Here is a 17,467-nt window from a genome sequence, read left to right as displayed (position 1 = left end):
GGTGCCCGCCCCGGCTGCAGTCGCTGCGCCGAGGTCTGCTTGGATGGCAGACATGGAGCCCCGGATGTCGCGCCCGCGCGCCTGCGTCGCCACGGGCGTCGCGGCGGGGCTGGCCGCGCACCTCGGCTGGCCGGTGTTCGTCGTGCGCGCCGCGTTCGTGGTGACGAGCCTCGCGGCGGGGGCCGGCCTGCTGCTCTACCTCTGGCTCTGGGCGCTGACGCCCTGGGAGCCGGGCGAGGCGCGTCCGAGCCGGCGCGCTCCGGTGGCGTGGCTGCTCGTGTCGGCCTCGGCCCTCGTGCTGGCCGCCGCGTGGCTGGGCGGCGGCGGCCTGGCGGTCGGCGTCGACGACGGCTCGGCGCTGCGGTGGTGGCTGGGCGCGGTCTTCGCGGGCATCGGGCTCGCCGTGGCATCCGGAGCCTGGGCGACCTTCATCGACCGGCCCGAGCCCGAGCGTGGGCCGAGGCACGAGCTCACGATCCGGCTCGTCGCGACCGTGCTGCTGGTGATCACGGCGCTCGCCCTCGTGTTCGGCGAGAGCGCGCACTGGCACCCCGTGCCGACGTTCGCGGCTGCGCTCGCCGCGGTGCTCGGCATCGGCCTCGTCTACGCGCCGACGCTCGTGACCGCGTGGCGCGAGCTCACCGACGAGCGCACGAAGCGCATCCGCGAGGAGCAGCGCAGCGAGATCGCCGCCCACCTGCACGACTCGGTGCTGCAGACGCTCGCGCTCATCCAGAACCGGGCCGGCGCGTCGAGCGAGGTCGCGCGCATCGCCCGCGCCCAGGAGCGTGAGCTGCGCGACTGGCTCTTCGACGGCGAGGCGCCGGCCGACAGCGACCTCGGAACCGACCTGCGCGACTTCGCCGCCGCCCTCGAGATCGACTACCCCGTGACGATCGACGTGGTCGCGGTCGGCTCGTCGAGCGAGCGCGCGAGCGGCGAGGTGGCCGCGGCGGCCCGCGAGGCCATGCTGAACGCCGCACGGCACGCGGGCGGCGAGGTCTCGGTCTACGTCGAGGCGTCGCCCGAGGCGGTCGAGGTGTTCGTGCGCGACCGCGGCGCCGGGTTCGACCTCTCCGAGGTGCCGAGCGACCGGCTCGGCGTACGGCAGTCGATCATCGGGCGGATGCGCCGGGCCGGGGGCTCGGGCGAGGTTCGCGTCGGCGCGGGCGGCGGCACCGAGGTGCGGCTGCGGTTCCCCGCAGAGCGCGCAGGACTGGAGAACACGCGTGGCTGAGACATCCGTTCGGGTCGTGATCGTCGACGACCACTCGATCTTCCGCTCGGGGCTGAAGGCCGACCTCGACGCCTCGATCGAGGTCGTGGGCGAGGCGCACGACGTGGAGTCCGCCGTGCTCGCGGTGACGGATGCCGCGCCCGACGTCGTGCTCCTCGACGTGCACCTGCCCGGGGTCGGCGTGGCGGCGGGAACGAGCGGCGGGGCCGAGGTCATGCGCCGCGCCGCGGCATCCGTGCCCGGAACGAGGTTCCTGGCGCTCAGTGTCTCGGACAAGGCCGAAGACGTCGTCGGGGTGATCCGTGCCGGCGCGCGCGGATACATCACGAAGGGCTCGTCGGGGGCCGACGTGAGCCGCGCGGTGCACGCCGTCGCGAGCGGTGACGCCGTCTTCTCGCCGAAGCTCGCCGGGTTCGTGCTCGACGCCTTCGGGGCCGCCGTCGGCGAGACCGCCGCCGCGAGCGACGAGCTCGACCGCCTCTCGGCGCGCGAGCAGGAGGTCATGCGGCTCATCGCCCGCGGCTACGCCTACAAGGAGGTCGCGGCCGAGCTCTTCATCTCGACGAAGACCGTCGAGTCGCACGTCTCGGCCGTGCTGCGCAAGCTGCAGCTCTCGAGCCGCCACGAGCTCACGGCCTGGGCGAACGCGCGGCGGCTGCTCTAGCCGCCCGGGCCGCCCGCGACATCCGCTCGCCCTCGTCCCAGCGCGGCCGCCAACGTGACGGGAGGAGTTCGGCCCGAGCGGAGGACGCAGTCCGCGGCATGCTCCTCCCAACGCGCCGAACTCCTCCCGTCGAAGTGTTGCGTCACGCCGTGGCGGTGCGGGAGCCGGTGCGGGTGAGCGCTACTGCTCGAGCAGCACGTCGCGCACCTCGCGGCGCAGCACCTTGCCGATGAGCGAGCGGGGCAGCTCGTCGAACTCGTCGATGCGCTTGGGAACCTTGTACGGCGTGAGGCTCCCGCGGCAGAAGTCGCGGAGCGCGCTCTCGTCGAACACGGCGCCTTCGCGGAGCTCCACGCCCGCGGCGACCGACTCGCCGCCCGAGGGGCTGGGCAGGCCGACCACGGCCGCGCCGCGCACGTCGGGGTGCGCGAGCAGCGCCGCCTCGACCTCCGACGGCGAGACGTTGAAGCCGCCCGTGATGATGAGCTCCTTGATCCGGTCGACGATGGTGACGAAGCCGTCGTCGGAGACGCGCACGATGTCGCCCGTGCGCAGCCAACCGCCGGGGCGCAGCGTCTCGGCGGTCTCGACGGGTCGGCGCCAGTAGCCCTGGAACACCTGGGGTCCGCGCACGAGCAGTTCACCGGGCTCGCCCGCCGCGACGTCGACGTCGGGATCCTCGGGGTCGACGACGCGGATCTCGGTGCTCGGGAACGGCACGCCGACCGTGCCCGGGCGCCGGGTGGGGCCCATCGGGTTGCCGAGCGTGATAGGCGCCGACTCGGTCATGCCGTAGCCCTCGACGAGCACGCCGCCGGTCGCGCTCTCCCAGCGGTCGACGGTCGCGATCGGCAGGCTCATGGCGCCGGAGATGGCGAACCGGATGCTGCGGAGCGCACGCGGCTGCGACGCGGCATCCCGGACCAGCCGGTCGTAGATCGGCGGCACCGCGGGCAGGAAGGTCGGCGGGGACGTGCGTGCGGCGTCGAGCACGAGCTTCGAGTCGAACGTCGGGAACAGCACGAGCTTCGCGCCGATGCTCATCGCGGTCGTGAGGCAGAGCGTCATGCCGTAGGCGTGGAAGAGCGGCAGCACGCCGTAGAAGACCTCGTCGCCCTCGGCGAGCCCCGGCACCCAGGCGCGCCCCTGCATGGCGTTGGCGCGCAGGTTTCGGTGGCTGAGCACGGCCCCCTTGGGCGAGCCGGTCGTGCCGCTCGTGTACTGCAGCACGGCGGTGTCGTCGAGGCTCGGCCGCGGGTGGCGCTTCGAGAGCGCTCGGCGCGAGGTCAGGCGCTCCCACTCGACGAGGCCCCGGGTCTTCGGCGTCGTCGTGAGTGCGGCGCGCGACCGGCGTGCCTTCGGGATCGGCAGGCGCAGCGCCAGACGCTTCGCGAACGGGAACGCCCGCGTGAGGTCGATCGCGACGATGTGGTCGGGCCGGATGTCGCGGGGGAAGTCCGCGACCGTGTCGGCGACCTTGTTCCACACGATGGCGACGCGCGCGCCGTGGTCCTCGAACTGGTGCCGCAGCTCGGGCGGCGTGTAGAGCGGGTTGTGCTCGACGACGATGGCGCCGAGCCGCAGGGCCGCGTAGAACGCGACGACGTGCTGCGGGCAGTTCGGGAGCACGATCGCGACGCGGTCGCCCGCCTTCACGCCGAGGCGGCGCAGTCCCTCGGCCGCCGAGGCGATCTGCTCGCCGAGCTCGTGGTAGCTCGTCTCGGCGCCGAAGAACTCCAGGGCGGGGCGGCGTCGGAACCTGCCGACGACGTCGTCGATCATGTCGACGAGGGTCTGGCTCGGCTCCTCGATCTCAGGCGGCACGCCCTCGGCGTAGTGGGCGAGCCAGGGCTTGTGCTCGAAGGGGTTCATGCGCGCCTCTCACGGTCATCCGGCGCACGTCGTGCGGGCGATGCCCGCGGGATTCCAGCGTGAGCGGATGCCGCATCCAGCGTAGGGCGCAACCGCTGAGTCCGCGCTGGTGACCGGGTGAGACCGGGAAGGACCGGGGGCGCACCCGTGTCGGAGTGCACCCCCGGAGTCGTGGCCGGTGACGGACGGTCGGAGCCGTACCCGTCGGCCGGCAGCCGTCAGCGCTGCGCGGGCGTGGACCCCGTCGCCGTCGACACGGGGTCGCCGTCGTCGGCCGGGCCCGTCACGACGGTTCCGCCGTCGCGCATGGCCTGCTCGGCGGCATCCGCCTCGGCGCCGGTGATCGCCTCGCCGCGCGCGACCATGCCGGCCTCGTCGGAGAGCGGGATCTGCTTGAGGAAGAGCGCGAGCACGAACGCCGCGAGGATGAACGGGATCAGGTACCAGAACACGGGCGCGAGCGAGTCGGCGTAGGCCGTCACGATGGCGTCGCGCACGGGGCCGGGCAGCTCCGAGAGGCGCTGCGGGTCGAGCGTCGACATGGCGTCTCCCGCCTGCGAGGCGCTCGCACCGGCATCCGTGAAGATCTTCGTGAGGTTCTCCGACAGGCGCGTCGTGAACAGCGCGCCGAAGATCGCCACGCCGAGCGAGGCGCCGACCTCGCGGAAGTAGTTGTTCGTGCTGGTGGCGGTGCCCACCTGGGTGGCCGGCACGGCGTTCTGCACCACGAGCACGACGACCTGCATGATGAGGCCGAGGCCCGCGCCGAACACGAACAGGTACACGCAGATGAGCCAGATCGGCGTCTCGGCCGAGAGCGAGGTCATGGCGAGCATGGCCAGCGCGGTCACGAGCGTTCCGGCGATCGGGTAGGCGCGGTAGCGGCCCGACTTCGAGATCGCGATGCCCGACCAGATCGAGGTGCCCATCATGCCCGCCATCATCGGGAGCATGAGCAGGCCGGAGGCCGTCGCCGAGGCGCCCGACGACATCTGCAGGAACGTCGGCACGAACGCGATGGCCGAGAACATGCCGATGCCGAGCGTGAAGCCGATCGCGGTGGCGTTGATGAAGACCGGGTTCTTGAACAGCGACAGCGGGATGATCGGGTCTTCGGCGCGAGCCTCGACCACGACGAACGCGGTCGCCGCGGCGAGCAGCCCGAGGCCCCACGCCCACGTCTCGATGGCGTCCCAGCCGTGCGAGGCGTTGCCGCCGAAGTCGGTGAAGAAGATGAGGCAGACGGTCGCGGCCGAGAGCAGCATGACGCCCAGCACGTCGACCTTCTTCTCGGCCTTCTTGCTCGGCAGGGTGAGCGTGAACCAGGCGATCGCGAACGCCGCGATGCCGATCGGGATGTTGATGTAGAACGCCCACTGCCACGTCAGGTGGTCGACGAAGTAGCCGCCGAGCAGCGGGCCGGCCACGGCCGAGAGCCCGAAGATCGCGCCGAGCGGGCCCATGTACTTGCCGCGCTCGGAGGCGGGCACGATGTCGGCGATGATCGCCTGCGACAGGATCATGAGCCCGCCGCCGCCGAGGCCCTGCATCGCACGGAACGCGACGAACGCCCAGAACGTCGGGGCGAAGGCCGCTCCGACCGAGGCCACGGTGAACAGCGCGATCGCGATGAGGAACAGGTTGCGTCGACCGAGCACGTCGCCGAACTTGCCGTAGATCGGCATGACGATGGTGGTCGCGAGCAGGTAGGCCGTGGTGATCCAGGCCTGGTGCTCGACGCCGCCGAGCTCGCCGACGATGGTCGGCATCGCGGTCGAGACGATGGTCTGGTCGAGGCTCGAGAGCAGCATGCCGGCGATGAGCGCCGAGAAGATGATCCAGATGCGTCGCTGGGTGAGCACGAGCGGCGCGCTCGTGAGGGAGGGTCGTGCAGAGGTCATTCGGGTGCTTTCGGTGGTTCGGGTGGGGGAGATCAGGGTGCGGATGTCGGTGTGCTGATCGCGCGCGTGGCGGCGACCGAGGCGCGGAGCATCGTTGCGAAGTCGTGCGGCTCGCTGTCGGCATCGGCGAAGTACTGGTGGCCGACTCGGCCGACGAGCGCGCCGATCACGGAGGCCGCGGTGCGGGCGAGCGGGTCGCCGGGCTCGAGGTGCTCGCGCTGCTCGATCGCGGCGATGATGCGCTGCTCGAGCAGCTGCCCGGCGCCGATCATGTGGGGGAGCAGGTGGGGTTCTCGCTCGACCAGGGCGTGCGGGTCGATCGGGTCGTGCTCGTCGTCCCAGGCGGCGACCGTCGCGATGGCGAGCTCGGCGAGGGCGTCGAGCAAGGTCGGCGCGCCGTCGTCACCGCGGGCGAAGGCCGCGAGCGCGGTTTCGTCGACGCTGTCGGCGTCGTGCCCGACGACGGCGTCCTCCTTGCCGGGGAAGTAGTTGAAGAAGGTGCGTCGGGAGACGCCGACGTCGGCGCAGAGCTCCTCGACCGTGAAGCCCGAGAGTCCGCGTTCGATCGTGAGCTGGCGCGCGCGACGGCAGAGGTCGCGGCGCGTGCGGCTCATGCGCTGCTCGCGAAGCCCCGGCTTCGACTTTGCACTCTCATTCATAGAGTGCAATTCTGCACTTTTCTATCTGTAGTGCAAATCCGAGCGGCGTTCGGTCGATCAGGCGCTAGGCGTCACGCGCCAGGGCGCTAGGCGTCGCGCCGGATCCACCGGAAGGTCAGGCGGCTGAGCACGAGTCCCACGACGAGCCAGACGAGCAGCGCGATGGCGATGCCCGGCAGGTTCCACGACTCGTTCTGCTCGAGCGCCTCCCACCCCTCCGGCAGGAACACCGAGCGCATGCCCTGGGCGATCCACTTCAGCGGGAAGACGCTGGCGATGTTCTGCAGCCAATCGGGCAGCATGCTCCACTGCAGGTAGACGCCCGAGATGAACTGCAGGATCAGGGCGATGGGGATCACGACCGCCGCGGCGCTCTTGCCCGATCGGGGCAGCGCCGACAGCGCGATGCCGATCAGCGCGCACGTCGTGAGGCCGAGCACGAACACCCAGACGAACGTGAACCACTTCTCTGGCTCGGTCGGCAGGTCGATGCCGAGCACGAGCCATCCGGCGAGGATCAGCAGCAGGGCCTGCAGGGTTCCGGTGACGAAGACCTGGCCGATCTTGCCGACGAAGTAGGCGACCGGCGAGAGCGGCGTGCCGCCGAGGCGCTTCAGCGTGCCGTTCGACTTCTCGAGGGCGATGTCGATCGAGAGGTTCTGCACGCCGGAGAGGAAGATGCCCGACGCGATCATCGCGGGCAGGTACATGGCGCCCATCGAGATCTCGGCCCCTGGCGGGCCGACCTCCCCGGCAGCGCTGAACGCCGCCGTGAAGATCGCGAGCATGACGAACGGGAACAGGAACGTGAAGAAGAGCGTGTCGGGTGCGCGGAAGTACATGCGCGTCTCGACGCCGATGCGCGAGGTGCCCTGGGTTGCGACGTTGGTGCTCATGCGACGGCCTCCTGCGAGCCGACCGCGCCGGCGATGTCGTCGGCCCCGACGGTCGTGCCGTCGATCGCGGTGACCGAGCGCACGAGGTCGAGGTAGACGTCCTCGAGGGTCGGCCTGACGATCTCGAGGCCGTCGGGTTCTCGTCCGAGTTCGGCGACGACGGATGCCACGAGCAGGCCGGGTTCGTCGGTGCGCTCCTCGTGCGGCTCGCCCGCGGCATCCGTCCAGCGCACGAGCGGCACGCGGGCGGCTTCCCCGCCGATCTCGTCGATGCCGCCGACGTCGAGCAGGCGACCGGCGGCGATGACGCCCGCCCGGTCGGCGAGCTGTGCGGCCTCGTCGAGGTAGTGCGTGGTCAGCAGGATCGTGGTGCCCTCGGCCTTCAGCGACCGGATGAGCTCCCAGAACTGCTGGCGCGCCTCGGGGTCGAAGCCCGTGGTGGGCTCGTCGAGGAAGAGCAGCTCGGGGCGCCCGACGATGCCGAGCGCGACGTCGACCCGGCGCTGCTGCCCGCCCGAGAGCTTGGCGACCCGGGTGTTCGCCTTGGCCTCGAGCCCGACGGCGGCGATGACCTCGTCGACCGGGCGCGGGTTCGGGTAGAGCCCGGCGAAGTGCCGCAGCACCTCGCGCACGGTGAGCAGGCCCGTCTCGCCGCCGCTCTGCAGCACGATGCCGAGCCGGGACTTCCAGTCGCGCCCGCCGTGCGCGGGGTCGACGCCGAGCACGTCGACCTCGCCGGCCGTGCGAGATCGGTAGCCCTCGAGGATCTCGACGGTCGTGGACTTGCCGGCGCCGTTCGGGCCGAGCAGGGCGAACGTCTCCCCGTGGTGGATGTCGAGGTCGATGCCGTCGACCGCCGCGAACCCGCCGTAGACCTTGCGCAGCCCGCGGATCCGCACGGCGACGTCGGTTGGTGTTGAGCGCATGCTTCGAGCCTGCCGTGCCCGGCCCGCGAGCAACACCCCTTGCACTGGTCGAAACGGACATCCGTCGGCGGAGCGGATGCCGGTGGCCGACGCCGTGTGAACAACGCGTCACAGGATTTCGACCTCGCGGAGTCCGGCAGTAACTTCGAGGAATGCCCAGCACCACGGAATCCGCCCACGACCGCGACCGCGAACTCGTCGTCAGCGACATCGACGCGAGGTTCCGCGCCGATGTGAGTCTGCTCGGCGGCCTCCTCGGCACGATCCTCGTCGAGGCCGGAGGGCAGGAGCTGTTCGACGACGTCGAGCGCCTGCGTCACGCGACGATCCACGCGCACGAGACGCGCGACGATGCCGCGCTCGCCGAGGCCGAGGCCATCGCGGCGTCCTTCGACCCCGCCCGTGCCGAGCAGGTCGCGCGGGCATTCACCGTGTACTTCCACCTCGTGAACCTCGCCGAGGAGCACCAGCGCGTGCGCATCCTCCGTACCCGTGCCGAGTCGCGCGAGCGCATCTCGTTGTCGGGCGACGCGGCCGATGCGGGAGCGCCGTCGATCGAGAGCGTCGACGGGTCGCTGTCGGCGACCATCCGGCTCCTCGTCGACGAGGTCGGCGTCGACGAGGCGCGGGCCCGCGTCGAGAAGCTGCGGTTCCACCCGGTGCTCACGGCGCACCCGACCGAGGCCCGCCGTCGCGCGATCGCCTCGGCGATCCGCCGCATCGGAGCGCTCATCGACGAGCGCGACGACCTCGAGCGCGGCGACCGCACGATCGCCGAGATCGACCGCCGACTCCTCGAGGAGATCGACATCCTCTGGCGCACCGCGCCGCTGCGCACGACCCGTCCGACGCCGCTCGACGAGGTGCGCAGCGCCATGGGCGTGTTCGACCAGACCCTCTTCGAGATCGTTCCGCAGGCGTACCGCAGCATCGACGATCGACTGCAGCCCGATGTCGCGGGGCGGGCCGAGCCCGTCGCCCCGGCGTTCCTCCGGCTCGGCAGCTGGATCGGCGGCGACCGCGACGGCAACCCGTTCGTGACCGCCGAGACCACGCGCGAGGCCGCCCACATCGCCGCGGAGCACGTGCTGTTCGGCCTCGAGCGCGCCGCGAAGCGCATCGGCCGCACGCTCACGCTCGATGCGAAGGAGACCCCCGCCTCCGCCGAGCTCACGTCGCTCCTCGCCGCCCAGCAGGAGCTCGCCCCCGAGGTGACTGCGACCATCGGCACCCGTGCGCCGCACGAGCCGCACCGCCGGGTGCTGCTCGTCGTCGCCGAGCGCATCGCGGCGACCCGCCGCGGCGATGCGGGCCTCGCGTACTCCGCGCCTGAGCAGCTCCTCGCCGACCTGCGCGTGCTCCAGGAGTCCCTGCGGGCGGGCGGCGCTCTCCGCAGCGCGAACGGCGAGCTCCAGCACCTCATCTGGCAGGCCGAGACGTTCGGGTTCCACCTCGCCGAGCTCGAGGTGCGCCAGCACTCGAAGGTGCACCGGCAGTCGCTCGCCGAGATCCGCGCAGGGGGTGAACGCGGCGAGACCACCGAGGAGGTGCTCTCGGTGTTCCGCGTCATCGCCGACCTCCAGCGCCGCTACGGCGTGCGCACGGTGCGCCGCTACATCGTGTCGTTCACCCAGAGCCCCGAAGACCTCGCGAACGTCTACGAGCTCGCAGCCGCGGCCCTCGGCGACGAGGCGGCGGATGTCGCGATCGACGTCGTCCCGCTGTTCGAGACCTTCGCCGACCTCGAGGCGAGCGTCGAGATCCTCGACGCCATGCTCGAGCTCCCGCAGGTGCAGGCCCGGCTCGCGGCCACCGGACGCAAGGTCGAGGTCATGCTCGGCTACTCCGACTCCTCGAAGGATGTGGGGCCCGTCTCGGCCACGCTCGCGCTGCACGGCGCGCAGGCGCGCATCGCGGCCTGGGCCGAGCGCAACGACATCGAGCTGACGCTCTTCCACGGGCGCGGCGGCGCGCTCGGGCGCGGCGGCGGCCCGGCGAACGAGGCCGTGCTCGCGCAGCCGGCCGGCTCGGTCGAGGGTCGGCTGAAGATCACCGAGCAGGGCGAGGTCATCTTCGCCCAGTACGGCGATCCGGCGATCGCCAAGCGCCACCTCGAGCAGATGGCCTCGGCCGCTCTGCTGGCCGGCAGCCCGTCGAACGAGGCGCGCAACCGGGCGGCCGACGAACGGTACGGCGACCTCGCCACGACGCTCGACGCGGCATCCCGAACCCGCTTCCACTCGCTCGTGAAGGCAGACGGCTTCGCGCCGTGGTTCGCCGACGTCACGCCCATGGAGGAGGTCGGGCATCTCGCGCTCGGCTCGCGCCCCGCGCGCCGCGGTCTCTCGGTGGAGTCGCTCGACGACCTGCGCGCCATCCCGTGGGTGTTCTCGTGGAGTCAGGCCCGCATCAACCTCGCCGCCTGGTTCGGCCTCGGCACCGCGCTCGAGGCCGTCGGCGACGAGGCGCTGCTCCGCGAGGCGTACGCCGAGTGGCCGCTGTTCACGGCCATGATCGACAACTTCTCGATGTCGCTCGCGAAGACCGACGAGCGCATTGCCGCCCGGTACCTCGCGCTCGGCGACCGGGACGACCTCGCCGAGCTCGTGCTCGACGAGATGCGGCTCACGAAGCAGTGGCTCGGCCGCGTCACGCAGAGCGACGAACTGCTCGTCGCGCGCCCCGTGCTCGCCAAGGCCGTGCGCCTGCGCAGCCCCTACGTCGACGCGCTCTCGCTGCTGCAGCTGCGCGCGCTCACGGCCGTGCGCGCGGGCGAGGCCGACGTGCCCGGCGACGACCACCACGCGTTGCTCCTGCTCACCGTCAACGGCGTCGCCGCTGGCGTGCAGAACACGGGCTGACCCGACCCCGAGCAACGGATGCCGCGTGCCGCTCGCCCGGCACGCGGCATCCGTCGTTCAGCTGCTGCTGCTCGAGTTCGACGAGCGATCCGGAAGGTAGGGCTCGATCGCGGCGGCGAGCTTGGCCGGCGTCATGGACTGCAGCCAGATGCGGCCGGGGCCGTGGATCTCGGCGAGGAAGAGCGAGTCGCCGAAGAACTTGTTCTTGATGCCCTTGACCGAGGTGAACTGCAGGTCCATTCCCGCCTCGAACAGTGCGAGGTGGCCGGGGTGGATGAGCAGCGACTGCCCCGCGGGCAGCTCGTACTCGGTGATCTCGCCGGCCAGCTGCACCCACGCGGTGCCGTCGCCCGAGAGCTTCTGGAAGACCACGCCCGCACCGCCGAAGATGCCGGCCCCGAGCTTCTTCTGCAGGCCGACCGAGACCTCGACGCCCGCGGTGCTCGCCGAATAGGCGCCCTGCTGCACCATGAACGAGTCCGCCGCGTCGATGTCGAGCTGGCGGATGGTGCCGGGCAGCTGCGCCGCGAAGGCGACCAGTCCGCCCTGCGCGGGCGCGGTGTACTCGGTCAGGAACAGCTGGGCCCCGCCGAGCACGCGCTTCAGGCCGCTCATGAAGCCGCCCTGACCGCCCGTGCCGTGCACGGTGGAGGTGTCGAGGGCGAACCCCGGCGACATCCACGCGACGTCACCGCCCTCGGCGACGATCTTCTCCCCGGCCTCGAGCGTGAGCTCGAGGATCGGCATGGTCGTACCCGCGATCGTCGACTTCATGCGTTTCACGATAGATGCCGCCCGTCCGCAGATCGAGTGCCACACGCTCGAGAAGTGCGGTGCCGAGGAGGTCGGCGCCGCGCTCGAGAGCGCGCAGATCACGTCCAGGCCGACCAGTACGTGATGAGGATCACGACCGACAGCTGCGCCCCGACCCCGGCGATCGCGAGCATGGCGATGAACACCACATCGACCACCAGGCGAGCGATTCGGCCGAACTGCAGCGAGCGACCTCGGAGTGCTTCGCCGCCTTGGGGAAAGGTGCCGACCGAGGCTCGGAGCAGCAACCCGGAGTAGAGGAACGGGATGGCCATGGCGAGCGCGAACGTTCCAAACCAGAGGTAGGCGAGGTCCCACCGACCCAGTGCGAGGAGCAGGAATCCGACCACGGGCAACCCTGCCGCGACGAACAGCTGTGCGTGTCCGGTCCACCAGACGCCGCGGAGGAACCGGTCGAGATCCGCTGGAGGTCGCCGCCTGAACCAGCGAACGTCCGCGGATCGATCGTTGTTCACCGTCGTGTCGACCATGGCGCCCTCCCGTGGGGTCGAGCATGACACGACGGAGTGCCTCACCGATGGCCCGCGACCGGGGGCCGCGACATGCAGTCCAGCGCCCGGGGTGGGTACGTGGGCACTGGTCCGTGGCGGGAGCTCACGGGCAGACGCGGACCGTGCGCCCTTCGAAGCTGACGAGGTCGCCGAGTTGCAGCTGCCGCCCGCGGCGGAGCTCGACCTCGCCGTTCACGATCACGTCGCCGTCGGCGATCGCCTCCTTGACGTTGCCACCGGTGTCGAGGAACCCCGCGAACTTCAGGAACTGCCCGAGGCGGATCATCTCGCCGCCGATCGGCACGTCTTCGATCGGAGCGGAGTTCGTCATCCTCGAAGGCTAGTCGACCCGATGCAGGCGGAGGCGGCGCGGGACCAGGCTTCCGGGCGGAGCCTGTTGCGTTGTTGCGCGCGTTCGCGGACGAGGCGTCCTCTACCGCGCGTCCGACGGGGCCGGCCCGGAGGACAGCTCGGCGAGTCGACGTTCGAGGAAACGGCGTTCGGGCTCGGTCGGCGCGAGGGCGATCGCCTGGCGCGTTCGGTCGGCCGCGGCATCCGTTCGCCCGAGCCGGCGCAGCAGGTCGGCCTGGGCTGCGGGCAGCAGGTGGTAGCGATCGAGGGCTCCGGATGCCGCGAGCCGGTCGAGTGCGTCGAGTCCCGCCTGCGGGTGGCCGGCCAGGCCCACCGCCACGGCGCGGTTGAGTTCGATGACGGGCGACGGCGTGAGCTCGAGCAGGGCGTCGTAGCGCCCCACGATCGCGGCCCAGTCGGTGTCGTCGGCGCGCGCGGCCCTGGCATGCTCGCGCTGGATCTCGGCCTGCAGGCGGTACGGGCCGGTCGCGGCGCCGGCCGCAGCATCCGCCATGCCGGCATCGCCGGTTACCCGTAACCGGTCGAGGTGGTCGAGCCGGTCGAGCACGGCGAGCCCCTCGGCGATCTCGGCCGCGTTCCAGGTCGTGCGGTCCTGTGCATCGAGCGGCACGAGGTCGCCGGCAGCATCGACGCGGGCCGCCGAGCGCGCGTGCTGCAGCAGGAGGAGCGCGAGCAGTCCGGCAGCCTCGGGCTCGTCGGGCATGAGCCCAGCGACGAGACGCGCGAGCCGGATGGCCTCCTCCTGGAGGTCGAGTCGCAGCAGTCTGTCGCCCGAACTCGCGAGGTAGCCCTCGTTGTGCACGAGCATCAGCACCGCGAGCACGCCCGAGAGCCGGCGCCGCAGCTCGTCGCCCTCGGGCACCCGGTAGGGGATGCCCGCGTTGCGGATCTTGCGCTTGGCCCGCACGAGGCGCTGCGCCATGGTCGCCTCTGGCACGAGGAACGCCCGCGCGATCTCGGGCGTCTCGAGCCCGCCGACGGCGCGGAGCGTCAGCGCGACCCGAGCCTCGATCGGCAGCGCCGGATGCGCGCAGGTGAAGATCAGCCGAAGCCGGTCGTCGATGTCGCTCGCGGCCGAGATCGACGCCGCGGCGAGGTCGGCCGGATCGGTCGGGGCGCCGGGCCCCCGCATCTCGTCCATCACCATCCACTCCTTGACCTTGTCGACCTCGACGCCGCGGCGCCGCAGCACGTCGAGCGCGCGGTTGCGGGCGACGGTCGTGAGCCAGGCACCCGGATTGTCGGGCACGCCCTCGACCGGCCAGCGCTCGGCCGCGCGCACGAACGCGTCGGCCGCGGCATCCTCGGCGAGGTCCCAGTCGCGCGTCGACCGGATCAGCGTCGCGACGATGCGCGTCCACTCCTCGCGGTAGATGCGGTCGACGGCGTCGCGGGCCGCGTCCCGGGCGGCAGCGGGCGCGTCACCGCGCGCGGCGGGTGCCGCGGGCGACGGGCGCCGGCCCCCGGCATCCGTCGACGACGATTCGGGCCGTGCCCGCGTCATCCGTCGCTCATTCGTCTTCCTCGCCGTTCCAGAACGGCCGCAGCTCGATGCGCCCGCCCCTGGCCATCGGATGCCGCGACGCGATCTCAATGGCCTCGTCGAGGTCGGGGCACTCCAGGATGTCGAACCCGGCGATCCACTCCTTGGACTCGGTGAACGGGCCGTCGGTGACGATCGTCTCGCCGTCGCGGACGCGCACGAGGGTGGCGTCGCGCACATGCTGCAGCCGCTGCCCCTCGATGCGCGTGCCGCGGGCGTCGTTCTCGTCGACCCACTGGTCGACGGGGATGCCCTCGTCGCCGGAGCGGTCGGGCTCGGTGTCGGTGGCGACGAACATGACGTAGCGCATCTGCTCTCCTCGGTTCGATGTTCACGGTATGCCCAGGCGACGAACGGCGACAGGATGAATCGACATGCGCTTCGACATCCGCAGATCCGATCGAACGGATGTCGCTGCCGATGTCGATCCGATCGGCCCCCGTTCGTCGCAAGGGCATGAGCAAGGACAACGAAGGAAGTGACGTGATGGAGATCATGATGTTCGTGGTCGCCGACCCCGCAGTGGATGTCGGGCCGGTCGACGAGGAGGCCGTGGCCGAGTGGGATCGGCTGAGGGCGGAGCAGGGGGTTCTGAAGCGGGCGATGCGGTTGCGGCCGGCCGACGAGGCGGTCACCGTGCGGGTTCGGGGCGGCGAGACGATCGTCACCGACGGCCCGTTCACCGAGTCGAAGGAGTGGATCGCGGGATACGACATCCTCGAGGTCGACGATCTCGACCACGCGATCGAGCTCGCGAAGGGCGACGAGCTCGCCCGGCACGGGGCGCTCGAGATCCGGCCGTTCTGGCCGCTGAACGGCGAGGAGTGAGACCGTGGAGTTCCTGATGCTCGTGCTGCACGACGATGACGCCGAGCCCTACGTCGCCGCCGAGGACAACATCGCCGAATGGGGCGCCGAGGTCGACGAACGCGGCGTCTGGGTCGCGGGGGACCGGTTGCGCCCGCCGGAGTTCGCGAAGACCGTGCGCTTCCGCGACGACCGGCCGTACGTGACCGACGGCCCGTTCACCGAGTCGAAGGAGTGGATCGCCGGCTTCGACGTGCTCGAGGTCCGCGACCTCGACGAGGCGATCGAGATCGCCGCGAAGCATCCGATGGCGCGGTTCGGCCGCATCGAGCTGCGCAAGGCATGGCCGCTCAGCGAGGGCTTCGAGCGGTAGCCGGCGACGCGCGACGGGAGGAGTTCGGCGCGAGCGGAGGACCCGCTCTGCGGGAACAACCTCCCGTCACGCCGAGCCCCTCCCGTCGAGTCGGCAGTCGGGCTGAGCCCGGCCGTGCCCAGTGCGGCCGGGCTCAGTGCTGCCGGGCTCAGTGCGGCAGCACGAGCATCACGCCGAGCCCGATCATGACGACCGCGATCACGCCGTCGAGCACGCGCCAGGCGCGAGGGCTCGCGAGCACCCCGCCGAGCAGCCTCGAGCCGTAGGCCAGCCCGAAGAACCAGACGATGCTCGCGAGGCCGGCGCCGGCGGCGAACGCCCAGCGTCCGTCGCCGTGCGTGTTCGCGATCGAGCCGAGCAGGAACACCGTGTCGAGGTACACGTGCGGGTTCAGCCAGGTGAGCGCGAGGCACGTGAGCACGGCGGCCGTGAGCGTCGTGCTCCCGGCACGCGCGGGGCTCGTCGTGCGGGTGCGTTCGATCGTGGGGGTGACGGATGCCGCGGCCGGGCCGGGAACGGAGGCCGAGGTGTCCCGACCCGAGCCGTCCGTACCCGGGCCGCCCGCGGCATCCGCCCCACTGCCCGTGCCCCCGCTGCTGCCGTCGCTTCCGTCGCCGCCCTCGCCCGCGACGAGTGCGTCGCCGCTCGGGCGGATCGCGCGCTTCGCCGCGAGCAGCCCGTAGACGATCAGGAACGCCGCCCCCGCCCAGCGCACGGCCTCGACGAGCCACGGCACCGCCTGCAGCACCGCGCCGACGCCCGAGACGCCGAGCAGGATGAGCGTGAGGTCGCTCAGCGCGCAGATCGCGGCGACGGCGAAGACGTGCTCGCGGCGGATGCCCTGGCGCAGCACGAAGAGGTTCTGCGCGCCGATGGCGACGATGAGCGAGAGGCCGAGGCCGAGGCCGGCGAGCAGGGCGGAGAAGGACACGCTTCGACGCTAGGCGGCAATCGAGCATCAATCCAGCTCAGGTTCCTTCAGAAGCATTAGCGTTGCTTCAGATGGAGATTCCGACCGACCTCGCCCGCACGCTCGCCGTCGTCATCGACGAGGGCACGTTCGACGCGGCCGCCCGCCGCCTGCGGCTCACCCCGTCGGCGGTGTCGCAGCGCATCAAGGCGCTCGAGCAGCAGCTCGGCCGCGTGCTCGTCGTGCGCAGCAAGCCCGCGCGGGCAACCGAGGCGGGCGCCGCCGTCGTGCGGTTGGCGCGCCAGCTCGCGCTGCTCGAGCACGACACGCTGGCCGCGTTCGGCCTCGACGGCGGCGGCGACGACCGCGACGGGGGCCCGGCCCGGCCCGTCACGCTGCCGCTCGCCGTGAACGCCGACTCGCTCGCCACGTGGTTCCTGCCGGCGCTCGCACGCGTGGCCAACCGTCATCCGGTCGTCTTCGACCTGCACCGCGACGACCAGGACTTCACGGCCGGCCTGCTCGAGTCGGGCACGGTCATGGGCGCCGTCACGTCGCAGGCCGATCCGGTCGCCGGATGTCTCGTGCGGCCGCTCGGAACCATGCGCTACGAGGCCGTGGCCACCCCCGCCTTCGCCGCGCGCTGGGGCCTGCCCGAATGTGCGGAGTCGTTCGCGGTCGCACCCATCGTGGAGTTCGACCGCCGTGACGACCTGCAGCGGCAGTACCTCGCCGCCCGCGGCGTCGACCCGGTATCGACGCCCCGCCACTTCGTGCCGGCGTCCGCGGACTTCGCGACCGCGATCAAGCTCGGCCTCGGATGGGGGCTGCTGCCGGGGTTCCAGTCGGCCGAGGAGCTCGCCGTCGGAACCCTCGTGCCGCTCGGCGGGCCGCCCGTCGACGTGCCGTTGCACTGGCAGCAGTGGAACCTGCGCTCGCCGCTGCTCGACGCCGTCGCCGACGCGCTCGCCGCCGAGGCGTCGACGGCCCTGCGCTGACGCCGCGACTGCGCCAGGGCCGGCGGCTGAGCCGCGCTCGTTAGGCGATCCTTGCTGGGAACTCAACCCCTAGTCGCACGACGTGCCGACGAGTTGACTGGTTCTCGAGCACGGCAGACCGCG

The 17,467-nt window shown here is 71.8% G+C and carries 18 protein-coding genes; 7 read left to right on the top strand and 11 right to left on the bottom strand.

Annotated elements, in window-relative coordinates; all coding sequences use genetic code 11:
• Positions 1–64: 64 nt before the first annotated feature.
• A complete protein-coding gene (locus GQR16_RS13065; RefSeq protein WP_246200819.1) occupies positions 65–1,237 on the top strand; it encodes a sensor histidine kinase in 1,173 nt (390 codons plus the stop codon).
• Complete coding sequence (locus GQR16_RS13060) at positions 1,230–1,901, top strand: LuxR C-terminal-related transcriptional regulator (protein WP_157415589.1); 672 nt, start codon at positions 1,230–1,232, stop codon at positions 1,899–1,901. Before GQR16_RS13065 ends, GQR16_RS13060 begins: the two co-directional genes overlap by 8 nt.
• Before the next feature lie 180 nt (positions 1,902–2,081).
• Here the strand turns inward: GQR16_RS13060 and GQR16_RS13055 are convergent, their stop codons facing one another.
• The 5 genes from GQR16_RS13055 to GQR16_RS13035 all read right to left on the bottom strand — a co-directional run bounded on the left by GQR16_RS13055 (position 2,082) and on the right by GQR16_RS13035 (position 8,155).
• Positions 2,082–3,773, bottom strand: coding sequence for a long-chain-fatty-acid--CoA ligase (locus GQR16_RS13055; RefSeq protein WP_157415588.1), 1,692 nt, complete (start codon positions 3,771–3,773; stop codon positions 2,082–2,084).
• A gap of 218 nt (positions 3,774–3,991) precedes the next feature.
• The gene (locus GQR16_RS13050; RefSeq protein ID WP_157415587.1) at positions 3,992–5,674 is read right to left on the bottom strand and encodes an MDR family MFS transporter; all 1,683 of its coding nucleotides are present in this window, start codon (positions 5,672–5,674) and stop codon (positions 3,992–3,994) included.
• Positions 5,675–5,706: 32 nt separating this feature from the next.
• A complete protein-coding gene (locus tag GQR16_RS13045) occupies positions 5,707–6,333 on the bottom strand; it encodes a TetR/AcrR family transcriptional regulator (RefSeq protein WP_157415586.1) in 627 nt (208 codons plus the stop codon).
• An 86-nt stretch (positions 6,334–6,419) separates the two neighbouring features.
• The gene (locus GQR16_RS13040; protein WP_157415585.1) at positions 6,420–7,229 is read right to left on the bottom strand and encodes an ABC transporter permease; all 810 of its coding nucleotides are present in this window, start codon (positions 7,227–7,229) and stop codon (positions 6,420–6,422) included.
• A complete protein-coding gene (locus tag GQR16_RS13035; RefSeq protein ID WP_157415584.1) occupies positions 7,226–8,155 on the bottom strand; it encodes an ABC transporter ATP-binding protein in 930 nt (309 codons plus the stop codon). Before GQR16_RS13035 ends, GQR16_RS13040 begins: the two co-directional genes overlap by 4 nt.
• Positions 8,156–8,307: 152 nt before the next feature.
• Between GQR16_RS13035 and GQR16_RS13030 the strand changes: the two genes are divergently transcribed.
• Positions 8,308–11,016, top strand: a complete 2,709-nt coding sequence (locus tag GQR16_RS13030; RefSeq protein ID WP_157415583.1) for a phosphoenolpyruvate carboxylase — start codon at positions 8,308–8,310, stop codon at positions 11,014–11,016.
• A gap of 57 nt (positions 11,017–11,073) precedes the next feature.
• On the opposite strand, the gene GQR16_RS13025 is transcribed toward GQR16_RS13030, so the two are convergent.
• Positions 11,074–11,790, bottom strand: a complete 717-nt coding sequence (locus GQR16_RS13025) for a TIGR00266 family protein (RefSeq protein WP_157415582.1) — start codon at positions 11,788–11,790, stop codon at positions 11,074–11,076.
• Here GQR16_RS13025 and GQR16_RS20065 point away from each other — a divergent pair.
• On the top strand, positions 11,789–11,914 hold the full coding sequence (locus GQR16_RS20065; protein WP_281351386.1) for a hypothetical protein: 126 nt from the start codon (positions 11,789–11,791) through the stop codon (positions 11,912–11,914). The two genes, GQR16_RS13025 and GQR16_RS20065, sit on opposite strands and share 2 nt — an antisense overlap.
• On the opposite strand, the gene GQR16_RS13020 is transcribed toward GQR16_RS20065, so the two are convergent.
• The 4 genes from GQR16_RS13020 to GQR16_RS13005 form a co-directional block, all read right to left on the bottom strand.
• Positions 11,889–12,320, bottom strand: a complete 432-nt coding sequence (locus GQR16_RS13020; protein WP_157415581.1) for a hypothetical protein — start codon at positions 12,318–12,320, stop codon at positions 11,889–11,891. The genes GQR16_RS20065 and GQR16_RS13020 overlap by 26 nt on opposite strands.
• A gap of 124 nt (positions 12,321–12,444) precedes the next feature.
• Positions 12,445–12,672 carry an RNA-binding S4 domain-containing protein gene (locus GQR16_RS13015; protein ID WP_157415580.1) on the bottom strand — a complete coding sequence of 76 codons (228 nt, stop codon included), beginning with the start codon at positions 12,670–12,672 and terminating at the stop codon, positions 12,445–12,447.
• Between the two features lie 102 nt (positions 12,673–12,774).
• On the bottom strand, positions 12,775–14,217 hold the full coding sequence (locus tag GQR16_RS13010; protein ID WP_157415579.1) for an RNA polymerase sigma factor: 1,443 nt from the start codon (positions 14,215–14,217) through the stop codon (positions 12,775–12,777).
• Between the two features lie 7 nt (positions 14,218–14,224).
• Positions 14,225–14,566: a YciI family protein gene (locus GQR16_RS13005; RefSeq protein ID WP_157415578.1), complete on the bottom strand. Its 342-nt coding sequence runs from the start codon at positions 14,564–14,566 to the stop codon at positions 14,225–14,227.
• A gap of 176 nt (positions 14,567–14,742) precedes the next feature.
• Between GQR16_RS13005 and GQR16_RS13000 the strand changes: the two genes are divergently transcribed.
• A complete protein-coding gene (locus tag GQR16_RS13000; RefSeq protein ID WP_157415721.1) occupies positions 14,743–15,084 on the top strand; it encodes a YciI family protein in 342 nt (113 codons plus the stop codon).
• Positions 15,085–15,088: 4 nt separating this feature from the next.
• Positions 15,089–15,436, top strand: a complete 348-nt coding sequence (locus GQR16_RS12995) for a YciI family protein (RefSeq protein WP_157415577.1) — start codon at positions 15,089–15,091, stop codon at positions 15,434–15,436.
• A 148-nt stretch (positions 15,437–15,584) separates the two neighbouring features.
• On the opposite strand, the gene GQR16_RS12990 is transcribed toward GQR16_RS12995, so the two are convergent.
• A complete protein-coding gene (locus GQR16_RS12990) occupies positions 15,585–16,367 on the bottom strand; it encodes a LysE/ArgO family amino acid transporter (RefSeq protein ID WP_157415576.1) in 783 nt (260 codons plus the stop codon).
• A gap of 71 nt (positions 16,368–16,438) precedes the next feature.
• On the opposite strand from GQR16_RS12990, the gene GQR16_RS12985 reads away from it, so the two are divergent.
• The gene (locus GQR16_RS12985; protein WP_157415575.1) at positions 16,439–17,344 is read left to right on the top strand and encodes a LysR family transcriptional regulator ArgP; all 906 of its coding nucleotides are present in this window, start codon (positions 16,439–16,441) and stop codon (positions 17,342–17,344) included.
• Positions 17,345–17,467 lie beyond the last annotated feature (123 nt).

It is taken from the genome of Agromyces allii, from assembly GCF_009749385.1.
Taxonomy (GTDB): Bacteria; Actinomycetota; Actinomycetes; order Actinomycetales; family Microbacteriaceae; genus Agromyces; species Agromyces allii.
This window is presented reverse-complemented; position numbering and strand designations above follow the sequence as displayed.

Coding starts and splice junctions, on each gene's coding strand:
- GQR16_RS13065 (WP_246200819.1), top strand. CDS start 65: ATGTCGCGCCCGCGCGCCTGCGTCGCCACGGGCGTCGCGGCGGGGCTG.
- GQR16_RS13035 (WP_157415584.1), bottom strand. CDS start 8,155: ATGCGCTCAACACCAACCGACGTCGCCGTGCGGATCCGCGGGCTGCGC.
- GQR16_RS13040 (WP_157415585.1), bottom strand. CDS start 7,229: ATGAGCACCAACGTCGCAACCCAGGGCACCTCGCGCATCGGCGTCGAG.
- GQR16_RS13015 (WP_157415580.1), bottom strand. CDS start 12,672: ATGACGAACTCCGCTCCGATCGAAGACGTGCCGATCGGCGGCGAGATG.
- GQR16_RS13005 (WP_157415578.1), bottom strand. CDS start 14,566: ATGCGCTACGTCATGTTCGTCGCCACCGACACCGAGCCCGACCGCTCC.
- GQR16_RS13045 (WP_157415586.1), bottom strand. CDS start 6,333: ATGAATGAGAGTGCAAAGTCGAAGCCGGGGCTTCGCGAGCAGCGCATG.
- GQR16_RS13020 (WP_157415581.1), bottom strand. CDS start 12,320: ATGGTCGACACGACGGTGAACAACGATCGATCCGCGGACGTTCGCTGG.
- GQR16_RS12985 (WP_157415575.1), top strand. CDS start 16,439: ATGGAGATTCCGACCGACCTCGCCCGCACGCTCGCCGTCGTCATCGAC.
- GQR16_RS13030 (WP_157415583.1), top strand. CDS start 8,308: ATGCCCAGCACCACGGAATCCGCCCACGACCGCGACCGCGAACTCGTC.
- GQR16_RS13050 (WP_157415587.1), bottom strand. CDS start 5,674: ATGACCTCTGCACGACCCTCCCTCACGAGCGCGCCGCTCGTGCTCACC.
- GQR16_RS13000 (WP_157415721.1), top strand. CDS start 14,743: ATGGAGATCATGATGTTCGTGGTCGCCGACCCCGCAGTGGATGTCGGG.
- GQR16_RS13055 (WP_157415588.1), bottom strand. CDS start 3,773: ATGAACCCCTTCGAGCACAAGCCCTGGCTCGCCCACTACGCCGAGGGC.
- GQR16_RS13025 (WP_157415582.1), bottom strand. CDS start 11,790: ATGAAGTCGACGATCGCGGGTACGACCATGCCGATCCTCGAGCTCACG.
- GQR16_RS20065 (WP_281351386.1), top strand. CDS start 11,789: ATGCGTTTCACGATAGATGCCGCCCGTCCGCAGATCGAGTGCCACACG.
- GQR16_RS13010 (WP_157415579.1), bottom strand. CDS start 14,217: ATGACGCGGGCACGGCCCGAATCGTCGTCGACGGATGCCGGGGGCCGG.